Source organism: Pseudomonas sp. Pseusp16 (assembly GCF_047324915.1).
Taxonomy (GTDB): domain Bacteria; phylum Pseudomonadota; class Gammaproteobacteria; order Pseudomonadales; family Pseudomonadaceae; genus Aquipseudomonas; species Aquipseudomonas fluorescens_CD.
This window is the reverse complement of record NZ_CP168522.1, coordinates 223,964-243,342: the sequence shown is the minus strand read 5'-3', so window position 1 is coordinate 243,342 and position 19,379 is coordinate 223,964. Positions and strand designations below refer to the sequence as shown.

Annotated in this window: 13 protein-coding genes; 5 read left to right on the top strand and 8 right to left on the bottom strand. The window is 61.8% G+C overall.

Annotated features, from left to right (window positions below):
- Positions 1 to 6: 6 nt before the first annotated feature.
- From ACEN8Q_RS01025 to ACEN8Q_RS01015, 3 genes are all read right to left on the bottom strand, one after another.
- A complete protein-coding gene (locus ACEN8Q_RS01025; RefSeq protein ID WP_413704330.1) occupies positions 7 to 1,065 on the bottom strand; it encodes a TauD/TfdA family dioxygenase in 1,059 nt (352 codons plus the stop codon).
- A gap of 52 nt (positions 1,066 to 1,117) precedes the next feature.
- The gene (locus tag ACEN8Q_RS01020; protein WP_413704329.1) at positions 1,118 to 10,351 is read right to left on the bottom strand and encodes an amino acid adenylation domain-containing protein; all 9,234 of its coding nucleotides are present in this window, start codon (positions 10,349 to 10,351) and stop codon (positions 1,118 to 1,120) included.
- A 257-nt stretch (positions 10,352 to 10,608) separates the two neighbouring features.
- Positions 10,609 to 11,343 (bottom strand): thioesterase II family protein, encoded by a 735-nt coding sequence (locus ACEN8Q_RS01015; protein ID WP_413422547.1) that lies wholly within the window; start codon positions 11,341 to 11,343, stop codon positions 10,609 to 10,611.
- Positions 11,344 to 11,645: 302 nt separating this feature from the next.
- Between ACEN8Q_RS01015 and ACEN8Q_RS01010 the strand changes: the two genes are divergently transcribed.
- Together ACEN8Q_RS01010 and ACEN8Q_RS01005 are read left to right on the top strand one after the other, a co-directional pair.
- Positions 11,646 to 12,035: a hypothetical protein gene (locus ACEN8Q_RS01010; RefSeq protein ID WP_413422545.1), complete on the top strand. Its 390-nt coding sequence runs from the start codon at positions 11,646 to 11,648 to the stop codon at positions 12,033 to 12,035.
- 11 nt (positions 12,036 to 12,046) lie between these two features.
- Entirely contained in the window at positions 12,047 to 12,679 is a 633-nt protein-coding gene (locus ACEN8Q_RS01005; RefSeq protein ID WP_413422543.1) for a BRCT domain-containing protein, read from the top strand.
- 38 nt (positions 12,680 to 12,717) lie between these two features.
- Here ACEN8Q_RS01005 and ACEN8Q_RS01000 read toward each other — a convergent pair whose 3' ends face one another.
- The gene (locus ACEN8Q_RS01000) at positions 12,718 to 13,701 is read right to left on the bottom strand and encodes a GlxA family transcriptional regulator (protein ID WP_413422541.1); all 984 of its coding nucleotides are present in this window, start codon (positions 13,699 to 13,701) and stop codon (positions 12,718 to 12,720) included.
- Between the two features lie 88 nt (positions 13,702 to 13,789).
- Between ACEN8Q_RS01000 and inhA the strand changes: the two genes are divergently transcribed.
- Positions 13,790 to 14,476 carry an isonitrile hydratase gene (gene inhA / locus ACEN8Q_RS00995; RefSeq protein ID WP_413422539.1) on the top strand — a complete coding sequence of 229 codons (687 nt, stop codon included), beginning with the start codon at positions 13,790 to 13,792 and terminating at the stop codon, positions 14,474 to 14,476.
- Between the two features lie 293 nt (positions 14,477 to 14,769).
- Here the strand turns inward: inhA and ACEN8Q_RS00990 are convergent, their stop codons facing one another.
- Positions 14,770 to 15,252, bottom strand: a complete 483-nt coding sequence (locus ACEN8Q_RS00990; RefSeq protein ID WP_413422537.1) for an SRPBCC family protein — start codon at positions 15,250 to 15,252, stop codon at positions 14,770 to 14,772.
- Positions 15,253 to 15,450: 198 nt separating this feature from the next.
- On the opposite strand from ACEN8Q_RS00990, the gene ACEN8Q_RS00985 reads away from it, so the two are divergent.
- Positions 15,451 to 15,849: a GFA family protein gene (locus ACEN8Q_RS00985; protein WP_413422535.1), complete on the top strand. Its 399-nt coding sequence runs from the start codon at positions 15,451 to 15,453 to the stop codon at positions 15,847 to 15,849.
- A 66-nt stretch (positions 15,850 to 15,915) separates the two neighbouring features.
- Positions 15,916 to 16,320: a lysozyme inhibitor LprI family protein gene (locus tag ACEN8Q_RS00980; protein WP_413422533.1), complete on the top strand. Its 405-nt coding sequence runs from the start codon at positions 15,916 to 15,918 to the stop codon at positions 16,318 to 16,320.
- A 131-nt stretch (positions 16,321 to 16,451) separates the two neighbouring features.
- On the opposite strand, the gene peaD is transcribed toward ACEN8Q_RS00980, so the two are convergent.
- Genes peaD through peaB form a run of 3 tightly spaced genes read right to left on the bottom strand, consistent with a single transcriptional unit; the run spans position 16,452 to position 19,350 of the window.
- The gene (peaD, locus tag ACEN8Q_RS00975; RefSeq protein WP_413422531.1) at positions 16,452 to 17,570 is read right to left on the bottom strand and encodes a quinohemoprotein amine dehydrogenase subunit beta; all 1,119 of its coding nucleotides are present in this window, start codon (positions 17,568 to 17,570) and stop codon (positions 16,452 to 16,454) included.
- 24 nt (positions 17,571 to 17,594) lie between these two features.
- Positions 17,595 to 17,918, bottom strand: a complete 324-nt coding sequence (gene qhpC / locus ACEN8Q_RS00970; RefSeq protein WP_008016081.1) for a quinohemoprotein amine dehydrogenase subunit gamma — start codon at positions 17,916 to 17,918, stop codon at positions 17,595 to 17,597.
- A 1-nt stretch (position 17,919) separates the two neighbouring features.
- On the bottom strand, positions 17,920 to 19,350 hold the full coding sequence (gene peaB / locus ACEN8Q_RS00965; protein WP_108231965.1) for a quinohemoprotein amine dehydrogenase maturation protein: 1,431 nt from the start codon (positions 19,348 to 19,350) through the stop codon (positions 17,920 to 17,922).
- Between the last annotated feature and the right edge of the window lie 29 nt (positions 19,351 to 19,379).

Here is a 19,379-nt window from a genome sequence, read left to right as displayed (position 1 = left end):
GTGTCCTTATTCCTGATCCAGGTCGGCGCTTTTCTGCGCGATGGCCATGGCCGTGAGGATTTTTCTGTAGCCGGTGAATTCGTTGCGCGCATGCACGCTGAGGATGTTGTCGAGCAGGACCACGTCGCCCTTCTCCCAGGCGAACTCAACCATCACGTCGCGGTAGATGCCTTGCAGGTGGCGGATCACCTCGTCGGGAATCGGCGAGCCGTCGCCGAAGAAAGTGTTTTGCGGCAGGTCTTGCGGGCCGAATTCACGCAGCAGGTTGTCGCGAATGCTGTCCGGCAGGGTCAGTGCGTTGAAGAAGGTGCCGTGGTTGAACCAGATGCGCTCGCCGGTCAATGGATGGCGCACGATCGCCGGACCGTTCTGCCGGGTGCGCAGGCGGTTTCCGGATTTCCACTCGGCCTGGATGCCGATTTTGCCGCAGTAGGCTTCGACCTCGGCGCGATCCTCGCTCTGGAACACGGTCTGCCACGGCAGGCCCATGCCGTCGCCGTAGTTGCGCACGTACATGATGCGTTTACGGGCAAACTCTTCACGTACCGCCGGATCGATCCGCGCGAGGATCCGGCGGGTGTCGCCGAAGGGCGTTTCACCGCCAGTGGTCGACGGCGTGTCGCAGTAGAAGTACAGATGACGCGGAAAAACCGGCGAATACGAATGTTCGTTGTGCGGGAAGATCTTCTCCGGTGCCGGGTAATCGGTGGAGCTGTAGATCTTGAACTGGCCGGTGATCTGGGTCCGTGGCGAGGCGCGGAACAGGTACTCCAGGGCACCGCCGGAAATCGCATCGACGCAGCGGTTGAACTCGCCGATATCGGCCACCTGGAAGCCACGGAACAGGATCACCGCGTGCTCCAGCAGCTTGCTTTCGATCAGCGCGCGATTCTGGGTCGCCCATTCCACCAGGCTCACGCCGGACACGGCCGGACGGCACACCAGCGGCATGCTGTGGTCTTCGAACATCGGCGCAAAACTCACCAGCCGCGTCGGATCGGTGGACAGGCTTTTGCGGGCACCACGACCCATCTTGAGAATGGACTTGGTCGTTGAAACGGTCATAAACCCCTCCAGAAAATGATGACGGCGACGCTCAAGGGCGCCGCCGACTGAATCAGTCCGCTGCGGATTGCGCTGCCGGCGCGCCGCGGTTCGCCGAGCGGCGCTTGATCGCCATGGCGCCACCGAGCAAGGCCTTGCGTTGCTCGCTCAAGCGCGCATCGGCGCGGCGTTGCACGTCGCTGGCCAGGTTCAGCAATTCGCCCACCTGCAACTGATCACGGCGCAACAGCGCCTCCAGTACCGCCTGAATCTGCTCGAACAGACTTTCCAGCGTGCTCGGCAGGTACTGGCCGGCCGGTGTCTCGAAGCTCAGGTGGATGTGCTGTGCGTCGTTGTAGAACGCAGCGACCATGCCGATCTCGGCGGCCTGTCGCCCGGACGGGAAGTCCTCGACTTGCAGGCCCTCCATCGACGGCAGGCGACCAACGCCTTCCTGGTAAATCAGCTTGATGTCGAACAGCGGCGAACGTCCGGCGCGGCGCGGCAGGCGCAAGGCCTCCACCAGACGCTCGAACGGCAGGTCCTGATGGTCCGAAGCCTCCAGTACCGCCCGGCGACAGGCGTCCAGCAACTGCGCCGCCGACTGTTCGGCATCGACCTCCACTTGCAGTACTAGTTGGTTAACGAAGAAGCCGACCATTTCTTCAAGCCCGGCTTGATTTCGGTTGGCGATATCGGTGCCGATGCGCACACGACTGACCTCGGTACGCTGGCGCAGGACCAGGGCGAAACCGCTCAGCAGCAGCATGAACAGCGACACATCGCGCTGCTGGGCAAAGTCGCGCAACTGCTGGCTCAGTTCGGCACTGAAGGTGAAATGCGCGCCGGCGCCTGCTTGCGCGGTGCGCTGGTCACCATCGGCGGGCAACGCCAGCACCGCTTGTGGCTCAGCGAGGCGCTGCTGCCAGTAATCGAGCTGGCGCTGCAGTTCACCGCCCTGCTCCAGCCACTGGCGCTGCCATTTGGCGAAGTCGGCGTACTGCACGCTGTGCGCCGGCAGTTGCGGGGTTTCGCCACGGCTGAGGGTTGGATACAGCGTGACGAATTCATTGATCAGGACACGGAACGACCAGTCATCGGCGACGATGTGGTGCACCGTCAGCAACAGCACATGCTCATCCTCCGCGACCCGCAGCACTCGCACCCGCAGCAACGGACCGTGGCGCAGGTCGAATGGCCGGGCGACTTCTTCGCCGGCCAGCTGTTGTGCTTCGGCGTCCGGCGCCGGCAGGTGCCGCAGGTCGCTGTCGACAAAGCTCAACGGCAGTTGCGGATGCACCCGTTGCCAGGTCTGGCCGTCTTCTTCGTAGAACGTGGTGCGCAATACCGAGTGACGCTGCACCAGGGTTTCGAAGGTCTGGCGCAGGGCGTCGAGGTTCAACTCGCCCCGCAGGCGCAAGGCACCCGGTATGTTGTACATCGAACTGTCCGGTTCCAGGTTCCACAGGAACCACAAGCGCTGCTGGGCAAAGGACAACGGCTGGCGTTCGCCAGAGGTGTCGGCCACCAGCGCCGGGCGCTCACAGGTGTGTTGCAGCGTCTGCACTTGAGCGGCGAAATCCTCAAGGCGCGGATGTTCGAACAGGCTACGCAGGCTCACTGAAAGGCCCAGGCGCTGGCGGATCTGCGAGACGATTTGCGTCGCCAGCAACGAGTGCCCGCCCAATTCGAAGAAGCTGTTTTCGCGGTCGACGCGACTGACTTGCAACACCTGCTGCCAGATCTGCGCCAGTTCGATTTCCAGTGCCCCTTGTGGTGCGCTGCCGGCTTCGGCCTCCCAGACCTGCGGGGCCGGCAACGCGGCGCGGTCGAGTTTGCCGTTGCGGTTGAGCGGCAACGCGGCCAGCAACACCAGTTGCGCCGGGAGCATGTAGTCCGGCAGGCGCTCGCCCAAGGCGCGACGCACGGTGTCGGTGAGTTGACGCGCATCCGCGTCCAGCAGTTCATCTGAAGCTGGCACCACATAGCCGATCAATTGCTTGCCGCCGACGCCCTCGTGCACCAGCACCGCGGCTTCGCTGATCATCGGCAGGCCTTGCAGGTGCGCTTCCAGCTCACCCAGCTCGACCCGGAAACCGCGAATCTTCACCTGATGATCGATACGCCCCAGGTATTCCAGCGCACCGTCCTCGCGATAGCGCGCCAGGTCGCCGCTGCGGTACAGCTGCGCACCCGGATTGGCGGAAAACGGATCGGCGATAAAGCGTTCGGCGCTCAGGCCCGGTCGCTGGTGATAGCGCTGGGCAAGGCCGGCGTCACCGCCGATGCACAACTCGCCGACACAACCGCTCGGCAGCAGGTGCCCTTCGCTGTCCAGCACATACAACGCGCGACCGGGCAGCGCTTTGCCGATGGGCACGCCAATGTGATTGCGGGTATCGGCCAATGTGCATTCGTGGGTACTGGAAACGACGGTGGCTTCGGTCGGGCCATAGGTATTGAGCAGGCGCACATCGCCCAGACCGGCCGCGTGCCACAGCTTCAAACCTTCCAGCGACATGGCCTCGCCACCGACGTGGACCTGACGCAGACGCCCCTTGTCCCGCTGAGGCTGGGCGGCCCACTCCTGAGCCAGCAGGAACCAGTAGGCTGCCGGCAAATCGGCCAGGGTCACGTCGTGCCGGATGATCTGCCGATAAAGCGTGTCGGTGTCCCACAACTCATCGCCGCGCATCACCAGCGCCGCGCCAACGCACAGTGGCGGGTAGCACTGCTCGACAAAGCCGTCGAAGCTGAACGTGGCGAATTGCAGCACACGGTCTTCAGGGACCAATTGCGAATAGTCCGCCGCGATCACGCAAAACTCGCGTAGCGCGGCATGGGCCAGGCATACGCCTTTCGGGCGTCCGGTGGAGCCTGAGGTGTAGATCAGGTAGGCCAGGTCTTCGGCGCTGGCGAGGTTTTCCAGGTTTTCCGTGGAGTAACCGTCGGCGCCCGGCTCCAGCGTCAGGCGCGGCAAACCTTGCGGCAACGCTACATCGGTCAGCAAGCCCGGTTGCGCCAGCAGCAGGTCCATGCCGCTGTCTTCGATCATGTAGGCCAGGCGCTCGGCCGGGTAATCCGGATCCAGTGGCACATAACCGGCGCCGGCCTTGAGGATGGCCATCAGGCTGACGATCATCTGCGCATTGCGCCGCACCGACAGGCCCACCCGCTGCCCCGGTGCCACACCGTGAGCGCGCAGGCGATGGGCGAGCTGATTGGCTTGCACGTTGAGTTGGGCGTAGGTCAGGCGCTCGTCACCCACCATCACCGCCAGTGCATCGGGCGTGCGTGCCGCTTGCTGTTCGAAACGCTCATGGACCAGCAACGGACTGTCGATTGGCGGCGCAGGCAGACGGGAACACGCCAGCATCTTTGCCTGTGCCTCAGGGTTCAGCAGGCTGATCGCGCCCAGCGCCTGTTGTGGCTGCGCGATGAATTGCTCCAGTACATGCAACAGGCTGGCGCCCAACTGGCTGATCTGCGCGGCACTGAACATGGCCCGGTCGAAACTGAAATCCAGACGCAGGTGGGCACCGACTTCGATGCCGAGGGTCAGTGGATAACTGGTGATTTCGTGATTATGCAGCGCGCCGAAGGTCAGGCCCGCCGGCGCCCCTTGCTTGAGGGCTTCAGCCACCGGGAAGTTTTCGAACACCAGCAGGCTGTCGAACAGCGCCCCTTGCTGTCCGGCCCAGCCCTGAATGTCGTACAGCGGCACGTGCTCGAACTCGCGCAGACTCAGGTTCTGGGCTTGCAGGTCCTTGAGCCACTGGGCCACGGACTGGCCTGCTGGCGGACTGGCAATGATCGGCAAGGTGTTGATGAACAGCCCCAACTGCTGCTCGATGCCCGGCAGTGGTGCGGATCGTCCGGCAATCGTTGCACCGAACGCCACACAGGCCTGGCCGGTGTAGCGCTGCAACAACAGGCCCCAAGCACCTTGCAGCAAGGTGTTGAGAGTGATTTTCTGCTGGCGGGCGAAGTCGCTCAGACGCTGTAGCGCGGCATTCTCAAGGGTCAATTGATGTTCGCCCATGCCGCGTCCATCGGCGGGCGTCGGCAAGGCTTGCGCCAGCAGCGTCGGCGTTTCCAGCGCCGCCAGCGCTTGCTTCCAGTACTGCTCAGCGGCCAGCAGCGGCTGCTGTTGAATCCAGCCCAGATAATCGCGGTATTGCCCCAACGGCTTGGCCAACGTCTGGCCGGCATAATGCTGGAGCACTTCGCCGAGCAACTGGGCGTTGCTCCAGCCGTCCATGAGGATGTGATGGCTGGTGTAGATCAGGTGCCAGTCTTGCGCACCCTGACGCACCAGCATCAGACGGAACAACGGCGCGGCACCGAGCTCAAAGCCACAGCTGCGCTCCTCGGCGGCCAACGCATCGAGGTCAACGTCGGCCGCTTCGATCACTTGCAGTTGCAGGTCGACCTGGCGATGAATCACCTGGTGCGCAGACTCCAGTCCCAGCCAGTGGAAGCTGCTGCGCAGGATGTCGTGACGGTTGATCGCCGCCTGCCAGGCCCGGCCGAATGCCGCCAGTTCCAGCCCCTGGATATCCAGGCGCAATTGATTGATGTAGGCCTCGGCCTGGGGTTCGTACAGGGTGTGGAACAGCATGCCCTGTTGCATCGGCGTCAGCGGGTAAACGTCCTCGATAGCCGGTGCCGGGACAGGCAAGGCATCGAGCTGGGCCTGAGTGATGCGCGCCAGCGGGAAGTCCGACGGTGTGACCTGGCCTGCCGCTGTCGTGCAGCAATGTTCGATCAGCGCCTTGAGCTCTTCGGTGTAAGCGTCGGCCAGTTGCTGCACCGTGGATTCGGCAAACATGTCGCGGCTGAAACCCCATTGCAGCGAGAGCTGCCCGCCATACACCTGGCCTTCCACCGTCAACCAGTTGGCCAACGGTGCATCGTCGCCCTGAGCCTGGCCGCCGCTTTCCGCGGCCGGTACGAACAGCGCAGCGTCATCGAACTGACGGTCGAACTGCCCCAGGTAGTTGAAGGTGATGCGCGGTGCCGGCAAATGTTGCAAGGCTTCGCGCTGCGCCGGTTCACCGAGGTAACGCAGCACGCCGTACCCCAGGCCTTTACCGGGAATGGCGCGCAGCTGCTCCTTGATCGACTTGATTGAACTGGCCGCCCCGGCCTCGGGTTGCAGGCGCACCGGAAACAGGCTGGTGAACCAGCCGACGGTGCGGCTCAGGTCGAGGTCGTCGGACAGGTCTTCGCGGCCGTGGCCTTCAAGCTGGATCAGCGTCGAGCCCTGCCCGCTCCAGCGGCAGATGACCCGCGCCAACGCTGTGAGCAACAGATCATTGACCTGGGTGCGATAGGCCGCTGGTGCCTGTTGCAGCAACTGGCGGGTCAGTTCGGCGTCCAGTTGCGATTCGATCCTGTGCCCGTGGCGATACTGCAAACTGCCCTGCGGGTTGTCACACGGCAGGTCCCGGGCATCCGCCAATTGCGCCTGCCAGTACGGCATTTGCGCACCGACTGTGCCGGCATGTTGTGGCAGATGAACGGCCCAGGCTTGATAAGCGCTGGTTTTCTCGGGCAACGCCACTTGCCGGTAAGCCTGTTGCAAATCTTCGAGCAACACCCGCCACGACACGCCGTCCACCGCCAGGTGATGGACCACCAGCAGCAGGCGCTGGCTGCCATCGTCGAGGCTGACCAGCAAGGCGCGCAGCAGCGGCCCGTTTGCCAGATCGAGGCTGCGTTGCGCTTCATCGCACAGGGCGGTCAAGGCTTCGCTCGAAGACGCCCGGCGTTGCCACAATCCAGCGCACTCGACCGGCGCTGCATGGCGTTGCTGCCAGCCTTCGGTACCGTCGATGAAGCGCAGGCGCAAGGCATCGTGGTGGTTGATGACGGCGACCAACGCCCGTTCCAGTACTTGCGGATTCAGCACTTGCCGGGGTGTCAGCAGTAGCGACTGGTTCCAGTGCTGACGCTGGGCGATGGCCTGTTCGAAGAAGTAATGCTGCGCCGGGGTCAGGATCACCTCGCCACTGACCGGGCCTTGATCGATGGTGCTGCGGCTGTCGAACGCCGCGACCAGCGCCAGGCTGCGTACGGTCTGGTACTGGAACAGGTCACGCGGACTGAGGCGAATGCCAACCTGGCGGGCGCGGCTGACCACCTGGATGGAAATGATCGAGTCGCCGCCGAGCTCGAAGAAATTGTCTTCAAGGCCCACACGTTCTGCGCCCAGTACGTCCTGCCAGATCTGCGCCAGCGCGGACTGCATCGCATCTTGCGGCGCGACGAATGCCTGCTGTGGCGCGGCGTCGGGTTGCGGCAAAGTCTTGCGGTCGAGCTTGCCGTTGGCGGTCACCGGCAAGGCGTCCAGCGGCATCAGGTAGGTAGGCACCATGTATTCCGGCAGGCTGCCGAGCAGCCAGGCCTTGAGGGTTTGTGGCCACTGCGGGTCGGCACTGGCGTTGTCCAGCACCAGATACGCCACCAGATGCTTGCCGCCCTGCACCAGCACCACGGCCTCGCGCACCAGCGCATGCTGCATCAGCCGAGTCTCGATTTCCCCCAGCTCGATGCGCAGGCCGCGCAATTTGACTTGATGATCCAGGCGACCGAGGTATTCGATCACCCCATCGGCGCGCTGCCGAACGCGGTCGCCGGTGCGGTACAAGCGCGCGCCGTCATGGAACGGGCACGGCACGAAACGCTCGGCGGTGAGCGCCGGACGCCGGTGATAACTGCGCGCCAGGCCGGCGCCGCCAAGGAACAACTCACCCGCCACGCCGGCCGGAACCGGCAGCAATTGCGCATCCAGTACATGGGTACGCAAGTTGGCGATGGGCCGGCCGATGGGCACGCTGTCGGCGCCCTCGTCGATGCAGGTCCAGTGGGTGACGTCGATGGCCGCCTCGGTCGGGCCGTACAGGTTGTACAACCCGGCGCCCGGCAGTTTTTTGAATACCTGCAATTGCGCATCCAGCGGCAAGGCTTCACCGCTGCACACGATGCGCTTGAGGCCGGTGCAAGCCTCGACACCCGGCTCGTGAATGAACGCCTGGAGCATCGACGGCACAAAGTGCAGCGTACTGATGCCGTGGTCACCGATGAGGCGGATCAACTGCGCCGGTTCACGGTGCGCCCCCGGCGGCGCCACCACCAGGCGTGCGCCGGTCATCAGCGGCCAGAAAAACTCCCAGACCGAAACGTCGAAACTGAACGGGGTTTTCTGCAGCACCGAGTCGCTGCCGTCGATTGAATAAGCCTGTTGCATCCAGCACAAGCGGTTGACCAGCGCCGCGTGACTGTTGCCGGCACCTTTGGGCTTGCCGGTGGAACCAGAGGTGTAGATCACATAGGCCAGGTTCAACGGATGCACGTCAACCTGCGGGCAAGTCTCGCTGTAGCCATCGAGCCAGTCTTGCGCCTGGTCCAGAGTGATAACCTTGACGCCGTCGGTGGGCAGTGCGCCGAGCAAGGTACTTTGCGTGAGCAGCAAGCCAATCGAGCTGTCGTCGATCATGTAGGCCAGGCGTTCGGCCGGGTACTCCGGATCCAGCGGGACGTAAGCACCACCGGCCTTGTGAATCGCCAGCAGGCCGATGACCATGTCCAGCGAACGCTCGACACAGATGCCCACCAGCACATCCGGGCCGACGCCCTGCTCGCGCAGGCCGTTTGCCAGTTGACTGGTGCGGGCATCGAGTTGCGCGTAGCTGAGCTGACGCTCGCCGAATACCAGCGCCGGCGCGTCAGGGGTGCGTCGGGCCTGGGCCTGGATCAACTGATGCAGGCACTGATCGACCGGATACACCTCGGCGGTGCGGTTCCAGTCTTGCACCAGTACTTGCTGCTCATCCGTCGTCAGCATCGGCAACTCGCCGATTTTTTGCGTCGAGTCGTCGACTATCGCCTGCAACAGGCGCGTCCAGTGCCGGGCCATGTGCGCGATCGTCTCGGCCTTGAACAGGTCGCTGGCATACGTCAGCGCGGCGTGCAGCTTGCCGCCCTTCTCCCAGGTGTCGAGGGTCAGGTCGAACTGGGTGGTACGGCTTTGCCAGTCGATGCTGCCCAGCACCAGGCCGGACGCGGTGCTGACCGAGGCCATGTCGGCCACGTGCGGCTGGTGGTTGTACATCACCTGGAACAAAGGCGTGTGGCTAAGGCTGCGCTCCAGTTTCAGCGCTTCGACCAGGCGCTCGAACGGCAGGTCCTGATGGGCCTGGGCACCGAGGGCGGTTTCCTTGATGGCGCGCAGCAGGTCGTCGACCCGAGTCTGGCCGTCCAGTTGGGTACGCAGCACCTGGGTGTTGACGAAGAAACCGATCAGGCCTTCGATTTCCGCGCGGTTGCGGTTGGCGATGGGCACGCCGACGCGGATGTCGGTTTGCCCGGTGTAGCGATGCAGCAAAGCGTTGAAGGCACCGAGCAACAGCATGAACAGGGTGATGTTGTGCTTCTGCGCGGTGCTGCGCAGTTGCTCGGCCAGTTGCGCCTCGACCGCGAACTCGTAACGGGTGCCGCGATAGCTCGGCATCGCCGGGCGCGAATGGTCCAGCGGCAATTCCAGCACCGGATGTTCATCACCCAATTGCGCCTGCCAGTACGCCAGTTGCCGCGCCTGCTCGCCCGCCTCCAGCCAGCGGCGCTGCCACAGGGCATAGTCGCTGTACTGGATCGGCAACGGTGGCAGATGCGGCTGAGTGCCGGCATCGAAGGCGTCGTAACAGCGGATGAATTCGTCGATCAGCACGTTCATCGACCAGCCGTCGGAGACGATGTGGTGCAGGGTCAGCAACAGGACGTGCTCTTGTTCGGCGAGCTTGAGCAAGGTGACCCGCAGCAGCGGACCGGTCGACAGATCGAACGGCAGCAGCGATTGCTGTTCGGCGGTTTGCACCACGGCCCGTTCGCGTTCCTCGGCAGGCAGTGCGCTGAAATCTACCTGTTCGATCAGCAGCGGCGCCGTGGCAGGCACTTGCTGCAAGCGGTCATCGGCCTGACGCTGGAACACCGTGCACAGGGTTTCATGCCGCGCCACCAGGCTGGCGAACGCCTGTTCCAGCGCCGGCAGGTTCAAGCGCCCGGTCAGCCGTACCGCGCCCGGCAGGTTGTAGGCGCCGCTGTGCGGGTCCAGTTGCCAGAGAAACCACATGCGTTGCTGGGCGTACGACAGCGCCTGGCGATTCTCGGCCTCGATGCCGGCCGGAATCGGAAAACGGGCGAAATCCACGCCCTCCTTGTGCAAGGCCGCAAGGAACAGCTGGCGCTTTTCCAGGGGCAACCCGATAAACCGGCGAGCAAGTTTCAAGGAGTCTTCAGCATTCATCTATCAGCATCCGCATCAGTAGGCAGGAGGCGCAAAGGCGCGTCGTCCCTATAAAACGAATGCAGGCGGGAAAAATTAGCGGAGGGGAACAAGTATCAGGAGGGCTGTAGAACGCGGGTTACAAGAACACCACCCCCCCTTGTGGGAGCGGGCTTGCTCGCGAAGGCGGTTCATCATTCAACATGGATGTTGGCTGAACCACCGCTTTCGCGAGCAAGCCCGCTCCCACAGGAATCAGGTTAAATTTGCGAGCGGTGTCAACCAACAGCTGCCATGGAATGCCGCCGATGATGCACCTCCAGCTGATCCTTGATCACCCGCAGCACCCTGGCCTCTTGCTCATGGATGAAGAAGTGTCCGCCAGCCAGCATGTCCACCGAAAAGCTGCCACGGGTTTCCTGGCTCCAGCCGATCAACTGCTCGGTGGTGGCGCGATCGGCCTTGCCGCCCAGCACGTGCACCGGGCACTTGAGCAACGGGCGCCGGACCGGTTCGAAACGTCCGCACAACAGGAAATCCGCACGCAATACCGGCAGGGTCAGGCTCATCAACTCTGCATTGGCCAGGATCTCTTCGCTGGTGCCGTTGAGGGTGCGCAATTGCTCGATCAGTTCGGCGTCGGTCCTGGGCTGGGCAAAGCCCCGATCGTAGTCGGCGCGCATCGTCGGTGCGGCGGTGCCCGAGGCGAACAGCGCTACCGGTTCCGGGCAACCCAGCGAGCGGAACGCGTGGGCCATCTCGCAGGCCAGCAGCGCCCCCATGCTGTGCCCGAACAATGCGTACGGCGCCTTGAGCGTGGCCTTCTGTTCGTGGGCCAATTGCAGCGCCAGACGGCGCATGTCGGTGTGCAAGGGCTCGCCGTACCGTGCGCCACGACCCGGAAGCTCCACCGGTTGCAGCGTGAGCCACTCCGGCAGCTTGCGCCGCCAGCGGCTATAGACCATGGCACTCGCGCCCGAATAGGGCAGGCACAGCAATGTCAGCGGGGTCACCGGGCTTTCCTCGAAGTTTGTCTGTCTGGAAAACGGATGGGGTGCCCAAAGAATTAGCCATATGAATAACTCTGTAGGAGCGAGCTTGCTCGCGAAAGCGCTATGTCAGGCACTGATGATGTCGACTGACACACCGCTTTCGCGAGCAAGCCCGCTCCCACATTTGATTGGTGCAGGTAGTCCTTTGTGGGAGCGAGCCTCCCTCGGAATACCTTGTTGCCAGCCATGACATCCCCACCTAACATCCTTGATGAACGGGTACAGCGGAGCTGTGCAGAACCACCCGAATTCAAGGAACCAGAATGACCCAACGCATCCATCGCAGCATCGACGCCCCTCTCCGAACCGGTTTGAACCGCGAAGAACTCTGGGAGGCCGACGACAAGGGCCTGATCAAATGCTGGGAAGTCGGCCGCCAGCGTGCCGCCCGCTTCCCCGACCTCGCCCGACAGTGCCTCGCCGGCGAGTTGCCGGTACTGGGCTGGAAAGGTGGCGTCAGCCGCAGCCTGAAGAAACTCGAAAAATATGGCTCCCTCAAATACCTCGCGCAGTGGCAAGGGCTGCGCGGGGAAGATCTGGATGTTGATTTGAACCAGGAGCGGGCGCTGACTTGCTCGCGTACCGGGATGGTGGTGACGTTTACACCGGATCGGGCGAAGTATTTCAATCAAATAGCGGAAGTTGAATCCTAGGAGCAGGGACGATGGTCGATTTGCATCAGGAATTTCAAAACAGTGGATTCTTCCACGAAGCACGCATTGATAGACGTTCAGCCGACGCGTTGGTCGGCATTACGGCTGGACTCGCTGCCGATGGCCAGATCAACCAGCAGGAAGCGGAGTTTCTCAAGAGCTGGATTGAAGTTCATTTGTGTCATTTGGGTGATCCGGTCGTGAACATCCTCTACAAACGCCTCTCCGATATGCTGAGTGATGGTGTGCTGGACTCCGAAGAATCGGCTGAGCTACTGGATATGCTGCACCAGTTTGCAGGTCTGCCGGTTGGCTCTGACCAGATCTTCACAACACCTTGCAGCCTTCCACTCGACAACCCTGCCCCCACACTGGACTGGATTGATCGGGTTTTCCTGTTCACCGGAGTCATGGCTTACGGTCCGCGCAAGGAATGTGAATCGCTGATCGTCGAACGCGGTGGCCTGATCGGTGGTTCGGTCAGCAGAAAAATCAACTATCTCGTGGTGGGCAGCATCGGAAACGATCAGTGGCTTCATAGCACTTATGGAACCAAGATCAAAAAAGCCGTTGAGCTACGAGAGAGCGGTGTTCCTATCGCGATCATCAGTGAAGAACACTGGCAAAGGATGCTGTTCGGGTGACCGTGGGGTAACTGCATCAGGCTCAGGCTAAAAGATGCTCAACGCTCCACTGGATCTGCACCAACACTGACCGAAAACCGCTCCCGATAAGCCTGCGGCGTCACGCCCATGGCCCGCAGGAAGCTGCGGCGCAGGGTTTCTTCGCTGCCGAAGCCGCATTGCACTGCCACCCGCTTGATCGGCACGCCGGTATCGCTGAGCAGACGCCGTGCGGTTTCGACGCGGATCAGTTCGATGGCCCGGGCCGGGGTCTGGCCGGTGTCGGCGCGGTAGTGGCGTACGAAACTGCGTTCGCTCATGCCGGCCTGCAAGGCCAGGGTCGGGATGCCAAGGTCCTGGGTCAGGTTTTCGCTGATCCAGGCGTGAAGTTCGTCGAAACGGTTGCCTTCCTGTTGCAGTGACAGGGTAACGCTGAATTGCGACTGGCCACCCGGGCGCTTGAGAAACACCACCAGTTGCCGGGCGACTTCGAGGGCCATGGTGCGCCCGAGGTCTTCTTCGACCATGGCCAACGCCAGGTCGATGCCGGCCGTCACCCCGGCCGAGGTCCAGACCGGGCCGTCATTGATGAAGATCGGGTTGGGCTCGACGTGCAGTTGCGGGTGCTGCTGCGCCAATTGTTCGCAGCGGGTCCAGTGGGTGACCACGCGCCGGCCATCGAGCCAGCCGCTGGCCGCCAGCAGAAACGCACCGGTGCACACCGAGGAAACCCGCCGGCAGCCACGGGCATGTTCGCGCACCCAGGCGACCAACGGCGCATCTTGCGCCGCTGCGTAAACCCCCCAGCCACCGGCGATGATCAGGGTATCGGTGCCCTCATCCGGCAACGGCTCGGCCAACAGCGCCAACCCCGCCGACGACATCACCGCCCCGCCGCCGCTGGTAATCACAGTCGGTGCGTAGGGTGGCGGCAGGCCTTGCTGACGGGCTATGTCGTTGGCCGAAGCGAAAACCTGCAACGGCCCGGTGACGTCGAGTATTTGCACGTTGGCGAAAGCGAGTACATGGATGGTTTTCGACATTTGGCGTAATTCGTGGGGATATTGGCGTATACGCCAAAGCCTACGGGCCTACAGTCAAACCGTCCACCCACTTCACGAGAAAAACACCATGACGCTGCAGATCGGTTTTCTGTTGTTTCCACAGGTTCAGCAACTGGACCTGACCGGCCCTTATGACGTACTGGCCTCTCTGCCGGATGTGAAAGTGCATCTGGTCTGGAAAGACCTGGTGCCGGTCACCGCCAGCACCGGCCTGCTGTTGAAACCGACCACCACCTTTGAAGACTGCCCGGCGCTGGACGTGATCTGCGTGCCCGGCGGCAGTGGCGTCGGGCCGTTGATGGAGGATGACCAGACCCTTGGCTTTCTCAAGGCCCAGGCGGCCAACGCCCGATACATCACTTCGGTGTGCACCGGCTCGCTGGTGCTGGGCGCGGCGGGATTGCTCAAAGGCAAACGCGCCACCACTCACTGGGCGTATCACCCATTGCTCAAGCCGCTGGGCGCAATCGCTGTGAACGATCGGGTGGTTCGTGACGGCAATCTGTTGACTGGTGGCGGCATCACCGCCGGTATCGACTTCGCCCTGACCCTGGCCGCAGAGCTGTTCGACCAGGCCACCGCCGAACTGGTGCAGTTGCAACTGGAATACGCCCCGGCCCCACCGTTTACCGCGGGCAGCCCCGAGACGGCCCCGGCCAGTGTGCTGGATGAGGCTCGCCGGCGGGCTGCCGGCTCATTGAAGCTGCGGGCGGAGATCACCGAGCGCGCGGCGGCGAAACTCGACCGACAGTGAAAAATGGCGGCAAGAACAGGGTTCCTGCCGCCACGACTTTTCCTGCGCCCACAAAAAAACCCGCCGAAGCGGGTTTTTCCAAGACCATGACGACTCCTTGTCGCAGCGTTCCTTGCATATGGTCGATCATCCACGATCCTGAGCACATCCTGTGCTTCAGTGGGTGAGGCCAGAATACGCATCGGATCCAATTTGTAACAGGCGATATCGCTACCATCGCGTGTAAGACATTGGCTATAAACCACCTTCCGAAAACCCTTGGACGCCTCAGGCCAGGAGGCCGCGAGTTTCGCTCAAACACCCTGATGTTCGTGTGCCTTGGCCAGTAGAAACTGTTCGATATTGCTCATTTGTTCATCCCAGCCGCGACTGTCCATACGGAATGCCTTGAGGCGGCGATGCTGGGGAACATGGTCGAAACCGGACTCGGAGACGTGGAGCAACGTGCCGTCGTCCATATCCTCAAGTTCGAATTTCACCAGTGTGGTGGGCTCCTGGGAGTAATCGAAATCAGGCTCTACCGCATACGGATGCCAGCGAAACGAAAACAGCCGTTCCGGTTCGACCCGCTCTACCAGTACATTCCAAAGCAAATGCTCATAACCGGGATAGGTAATCTGCCCCTGGGTCCACTCGCCTGCCACAAAGCGCTTGCCTTCCAGCGCCACGCCAAACCACTGTCCGAACATTTCGGCATTGGCCAGCGCACGCCAGACCTGTGAACGCTTGGCTTTAAGCAGGACTTTCCTTTCAATGCGATCAGATGCTGGGTTCATAAGTCACCTCCTGTACTTGAACAGTAGGTCAGTAAGACCACAAGACCAACCCTAAAGTTGTACCAATCGGGATGAGCAATCAACCATACCTGAGATATTCGGTTGCATTTGCGGTGATAAGTTCTGGGGCAATCACAAAGTCAGAGGGACGAAGCTGCTAACGTTCTCCCTCGAAACAGCATCGAAAAGGATAGCTACATGACAAAACTGCGCGGCAGTTGCCTGTGCAAGGCCATCGAATACCAACTTGATAGCCTCGACATGCCCATCAGCCACTGCCATTGCCAAACCTGCCGCAAGGCACACGCAGCGGCTTTTGCATCGACTGCCGGGGTGATGCGCGAGCACTTTCGCTGGATCAAGGGGCAAGACCGGCTGACGAGCTACGAATCGTCACCGGGCAAGTTTCGGCATTTCTGTTCGGCCTGCGGTTCACACCTGATGGCGGAGCGTTCGACCCAGCCCCATGTGATTGTTCGGGTGGCGACACTGGACGATGACCCGAAACTGACGCCACAGGCGCATATCTGGACATCCCATGAGCAGCCTTGGCTTGAATATGAGTCGGTAAAAAAGTACCCGCAATGGCAGACGTAGATGACTGAACTTTCCACAGCGCTACACTGCACCCCCAAACTTCCCCTGTCACAGCGAGTTTCTGCCATGCACGCACGTTTTCTCCTGGCACTGACGCCTTTGTTGTTCACCTCCCTGGCCCATGCTGCCGTGAACTGCGACAACGCCACCGACCAGACCACGATGAACCAGTGCGCGGCGCAACAGCATGCGGCGGCGGACAAGGAATTGAATGCGCTTTACCAGCAAATCACTTCGCGCCTGAAGGGCAATCCCGACAGCAAGAAGTTGCTGGTGGGAGCGCAGCGGTCGTGGATTGCGTTTCGCGATGCCGAGTGCAGGTTCTCGGCGTCAGGGGTGGAAGGCGGGAGTGTGTATCCGCTGATCTACGGCAATTGCGTGACTGAGTTGACCAAGGCGCGGGTGGAGACGTTCAAGACTTACCTGAAGTGTCAGGAGGGAGATTTGGCGTGTCCGGTGCCGGGGGTTTGATTCTCTAGCGTCTGTCAGGGCCTCTTCGCGAGCAAGCCCGCTCCCACAGTTGACCGGGTTCTTTCAGCAAGAAAGCGATCAAAATGTGGGAGCGGGCTTGCTCGCGAAGGCATCAGCTCAGTCGCTGCAAATTACCGGACAAACACCTGCGCCGTGGTAATCGCCATGTCCCCGCCCGGCATCTTGATGCTGCCGATCTGCTTGAGGCTGTCGGCATCGAAGATCGCCACGTCGTTGAACGTCCCGGCCAGGTAGATTTTGCTGCCGTCCTTGTTGAAGGAAATGCAGTAGTAGGAATGATCGAGCGTGGCGGACTGAAGCATTTTCTTCTGCTTGATGTCGTACTTGGCCAGTCGGTTGAGCACGCCAAACATCAGGTTCGGGTCCTTGGGCGAGCGCATGCCGCTGAAGTAGATTTCCGTCAGGGGCCCGAAATCGGTGGTTTCGGTCTTGCCGGTCTTCAGATCGACGCTGAACAGGCCGTACAGGTATTCAGCGGTGGCCGGATCCTGCTTCTTGTCCTTGAACTTCGCCGCGGTGTACAGCAGCGAGAAGTCATGCCGGTACGTCTGCTGGTTCCACACGTAGAGCACGTCCGGCGCGCTGTAGTTCGGGCGTTTCCAGTGCCGGCTGGGGATCAGCACGTCGAACTTGCCGGTCTGCACGTTAACCTTGTAGACATCCGCCCCCGCCACGTACAGCGTGCCGTCGTCACCGCTCTGCATGATGGTCAGCTGCCGCGGCGCCGGGAAACTGCGCACGGGTTTGGCGTCCATGCCACCGTCGGTCTTGTACACATCGAGTCGAGGCTGCTGCACTTCATAGTGATCGTTCATCATCAGCGTCGGATTGGCGATGGTGAACAGTTCCTTGCCGTCATGGCTGAGGGTGAAGGCGAACATGGACCGCGCTTTCTCACCGGGCTTCTGGGTGATGCTGGCGTGGAACACCTGTTTGCAGTTGTCCAGTTCGACACCGTAGACATCCGCATAGTGATTGTTCAGCACGTAGGCGGTCTTGCGGTCCGGCGACAGTTGCACGGTGCCGGGGCCGAAGGCGTCGGGCATCTTGCAAGTCTTGAACAGGGTGTCGGTGGCCAGGTCGATCACGTGCAGGTTGTTCGGGTAATTGGTGGTCAACATGTACTCGTGACCATCCTGAAGAGCAGTGTTTTCGTCAGCCAGAGCATTGACCGAACAGGTGCTCAGGACGGCGAACGCGGCCAGGCCGCAGGCTTTGATGCTGTGCATGCTGGAATCCTTCTTCTTATCTGATCACTTGTCTTTGGGGAAGACAGTGCCGAGGTTGCGCCAGTTGTCGTTGGAGGCTTGCGCATCCTTGTTCCAGTCCGGGTAGGTGCTCATCATGTCGGGCACCTGGGCCGGCCACCAGCACGGGTCGGAGCAGCCATACAGGTCGGCCTCCATCGGCTGGCACAACGACGACACACCGCCAAACGCATCGATTTCCCAGCCCGGGTCGGTGGTCGACGCACAGCCCGCCACGGAGCTCATCGCCACCACTTCTTCAATGCGGTTCTCGTCCGCGGCCTGATCCAGCTTCAACGCTTTGTTATTGATTGCCTTGAGATGTTTCATATCAGTGAGCCTTGCGCGGAGTGATGTAGCTGCTGATGAACGCAGGGTTATTGGCCATGATCCGGGTGTAGACCTCGATGCCGAAGTCGACCCAGTCACGCATCAGTTCGCAGTAGTGATAGGTCGGGTGCGTCGGATCGCCGTAGCGGGCGTAGCTTTCGTGGTAACAGCCTCCGGAGCACAGGTTGCGGATCTGACAGTCTTCGCAGCCAGTGTTGGTGCGGTCCAGGCGCTGGGACAGGAAGTCGTTCAACTCCACCTGCTTCACACCGCTGTGCACGTTGCCGAAGGTCGGCAGGCTCGAACCGGTAAAGCGGTGGCACAGGTTCAGCTCGCCCTTGTGATCCACGGCCAGCATTTTCAGGCCAGCACCGCAGGGCAGGGCTTTCTTGTGCCCTTCGTGGATGTCGGTGATCAACTGGTGCAGGTTGGAGAAGCCGATGTTGCGGTGCTCCAGCGCCGCCTCCAGGTAACGCTTGCCGAGTTTTTTCATGTTGGCGAACACCTGCACCAGTTCATCGCTGGTGAGGTTGAAGCTGCTGATGTCGCCGGAGGTCACCGGGGCGAAGCCGACTTCGGCGAAACCCAGTTCGTTGAACAGGTGATCCCAGATGGTTTCGACGTCGGTCACGCCGGTGGTCAGGGTCACCCGCGCACCCACCGGACGGCTGTTGTAGCGCGACAGCAGCATTTCGGCCTTGCGCCGCACCACGTCATAGGTGCCCTGCCCGCCCACGGTGATGCGGTTGCGGTCGTGCACGGTTTTCGGACCGTCGATGCTCACTGACAAGCCAAAGCGGTGGGCGTTGAGGTAGTCCACGGTTTCTTCGGTGAGCAGCGTGGCATTGGTGGTCATCACGAATTCGACGAACTTGCCGGCCTCGCGAAAACGCTTCTCACAGTAATCGACCATGTACTCGATCAGCTTGCGGTTGCTCAGCGGTTCGCCGCCGAAGAACACCACGGTGAAACGCTCTTCGTCCGGGGATTCGCGCAGCAGCATTTCCACCGAAGCAATCGCCGTTTCGACATCCATCTTCTTGCCCGCCGACGGCTTGTCGAGGTCTTCCTTGTAGCAATACGTGCAGCTCAGGTTGCAGCCCGTGTTGACGTTGAGCACCACGGTGTTGATCGCCGTGCGCTCGACCCGCTTGGTGGCGATGTCCGGGGTCAGTGGCGAGCCGTCGCTGACCAGTTCCAGAGCCATCAGCTCGCGCAGGGTCTCGGTGATTTCCTCGCCGTTGAAACGCGCGGCCAGGCGCTGGATCAGGTCGTCCGAGGAGCAGCCGGGGCCGCGCAGGGTATCGATGATGGTGCCCGTCAGTTCATCGCTGGCGAACAGCGAACTGCTGGGAATGTGAAACAGCATGCGGTCGGCATCGACCTGCACTTCGTGCAGGTTGCGTTCGACCAGATTCAAGATAGCGCCCATGGCAAACCTCCTGTGCAGGCCCCGTTTTG

What these genes read in the sequence shown, in the direction of transcription:
- ACEN8Q_RS01025 (WP_413704330.1), bottom strand. Translation starts at nt 1,065, where the DNA reads ATGACCGTTTCAACGACCAAGTCCATTCTCAAGATGGGTCGTGGTGCC.
- ACEN8Q_RS01020 (WP_413704329.1), bottom strand. Translation starts at nt 10,351, where the DNA reads ATGAATGCTGAAGACTCCTTGAAACTTGCTCGCCGGTTTATCGGGTTG.
- ACEN8Q_RS01010 (WP_413422545.1), top strand. Translation starts at nt 11,646, where the DNA reads ATGACCCAACGCATCCATCGCAGCATCGACGCCCCTCTCCGAACCGGT.
- ACEN8Q_RS01005 (WP_413422543.1), top strand. Translation starts at nt 12,047, where the DNA reads ATGGTCGATTTGCATCAGGAATTTCAAAACAGTGGATTCTTCCACGAA.
- ACEN8Q_RS01000 (WP_413422541.1), bottom strand. Translation starts at nt 13,701, where the DNA reads ATGTCGAAAACCATCCATGTACTCGCTTTCGCCAACGTGCAAATACTC.
- inhA (WP_413422539.1), top strand. Translation starts at nt 13,790, where the DNA reads ATGACGCTGCAGATCGGTTTTCTGTTGTTTCCACAGGTTCAGCAACTG.
- ACEN8Q_RS00990 (WP_413422537.1), bottom strand. Translation starts at nt 15,252, where the DNA reads ATGAACCCAGCATCTGATCGCATTGAAAGGAAAGTCCTGCTTAAAGCC.
- ACEN8Q_RS00985 (WP_413422535.1), top strand. Translation starts at nt 15,451, where the DNA reads ATGACAAAACTGCGCGGCAGTTGCCTGTGCAAGGCCATCGAATACCAA.
- ACEN8Q_RS00980 (WP_413422533.1), top strand. Translation starts at nt 15,916, where the DNA reads ATGCACGCACGTTTTCTCCTGGCACTGACGCCTTTGTTGTTCACCTCC.
- peaD (WP_413422531.1), bottom strand. Translation starts at nt 17,570, where the DNA reads ATGCACAGCATCAAAGCCTGCGGCCTGGCCGCGTTCGCCGTCCTGAGC.
- qhpC (WP_008016081.1), bottom strand. Translation starts at nt 17,918, where the DNA reads ATGAAACATCTCAAGGCAATCAATAACAAAGCGTTGAAGCTGGATCAG.
- peaB (WP_108231965.1), bottom strand. Translation starts at nt 19,350, where the DNA reads ATGGGCGCTATCTTGAATCTGGTCGAACGCAACCTGCACGAAGTGCAG.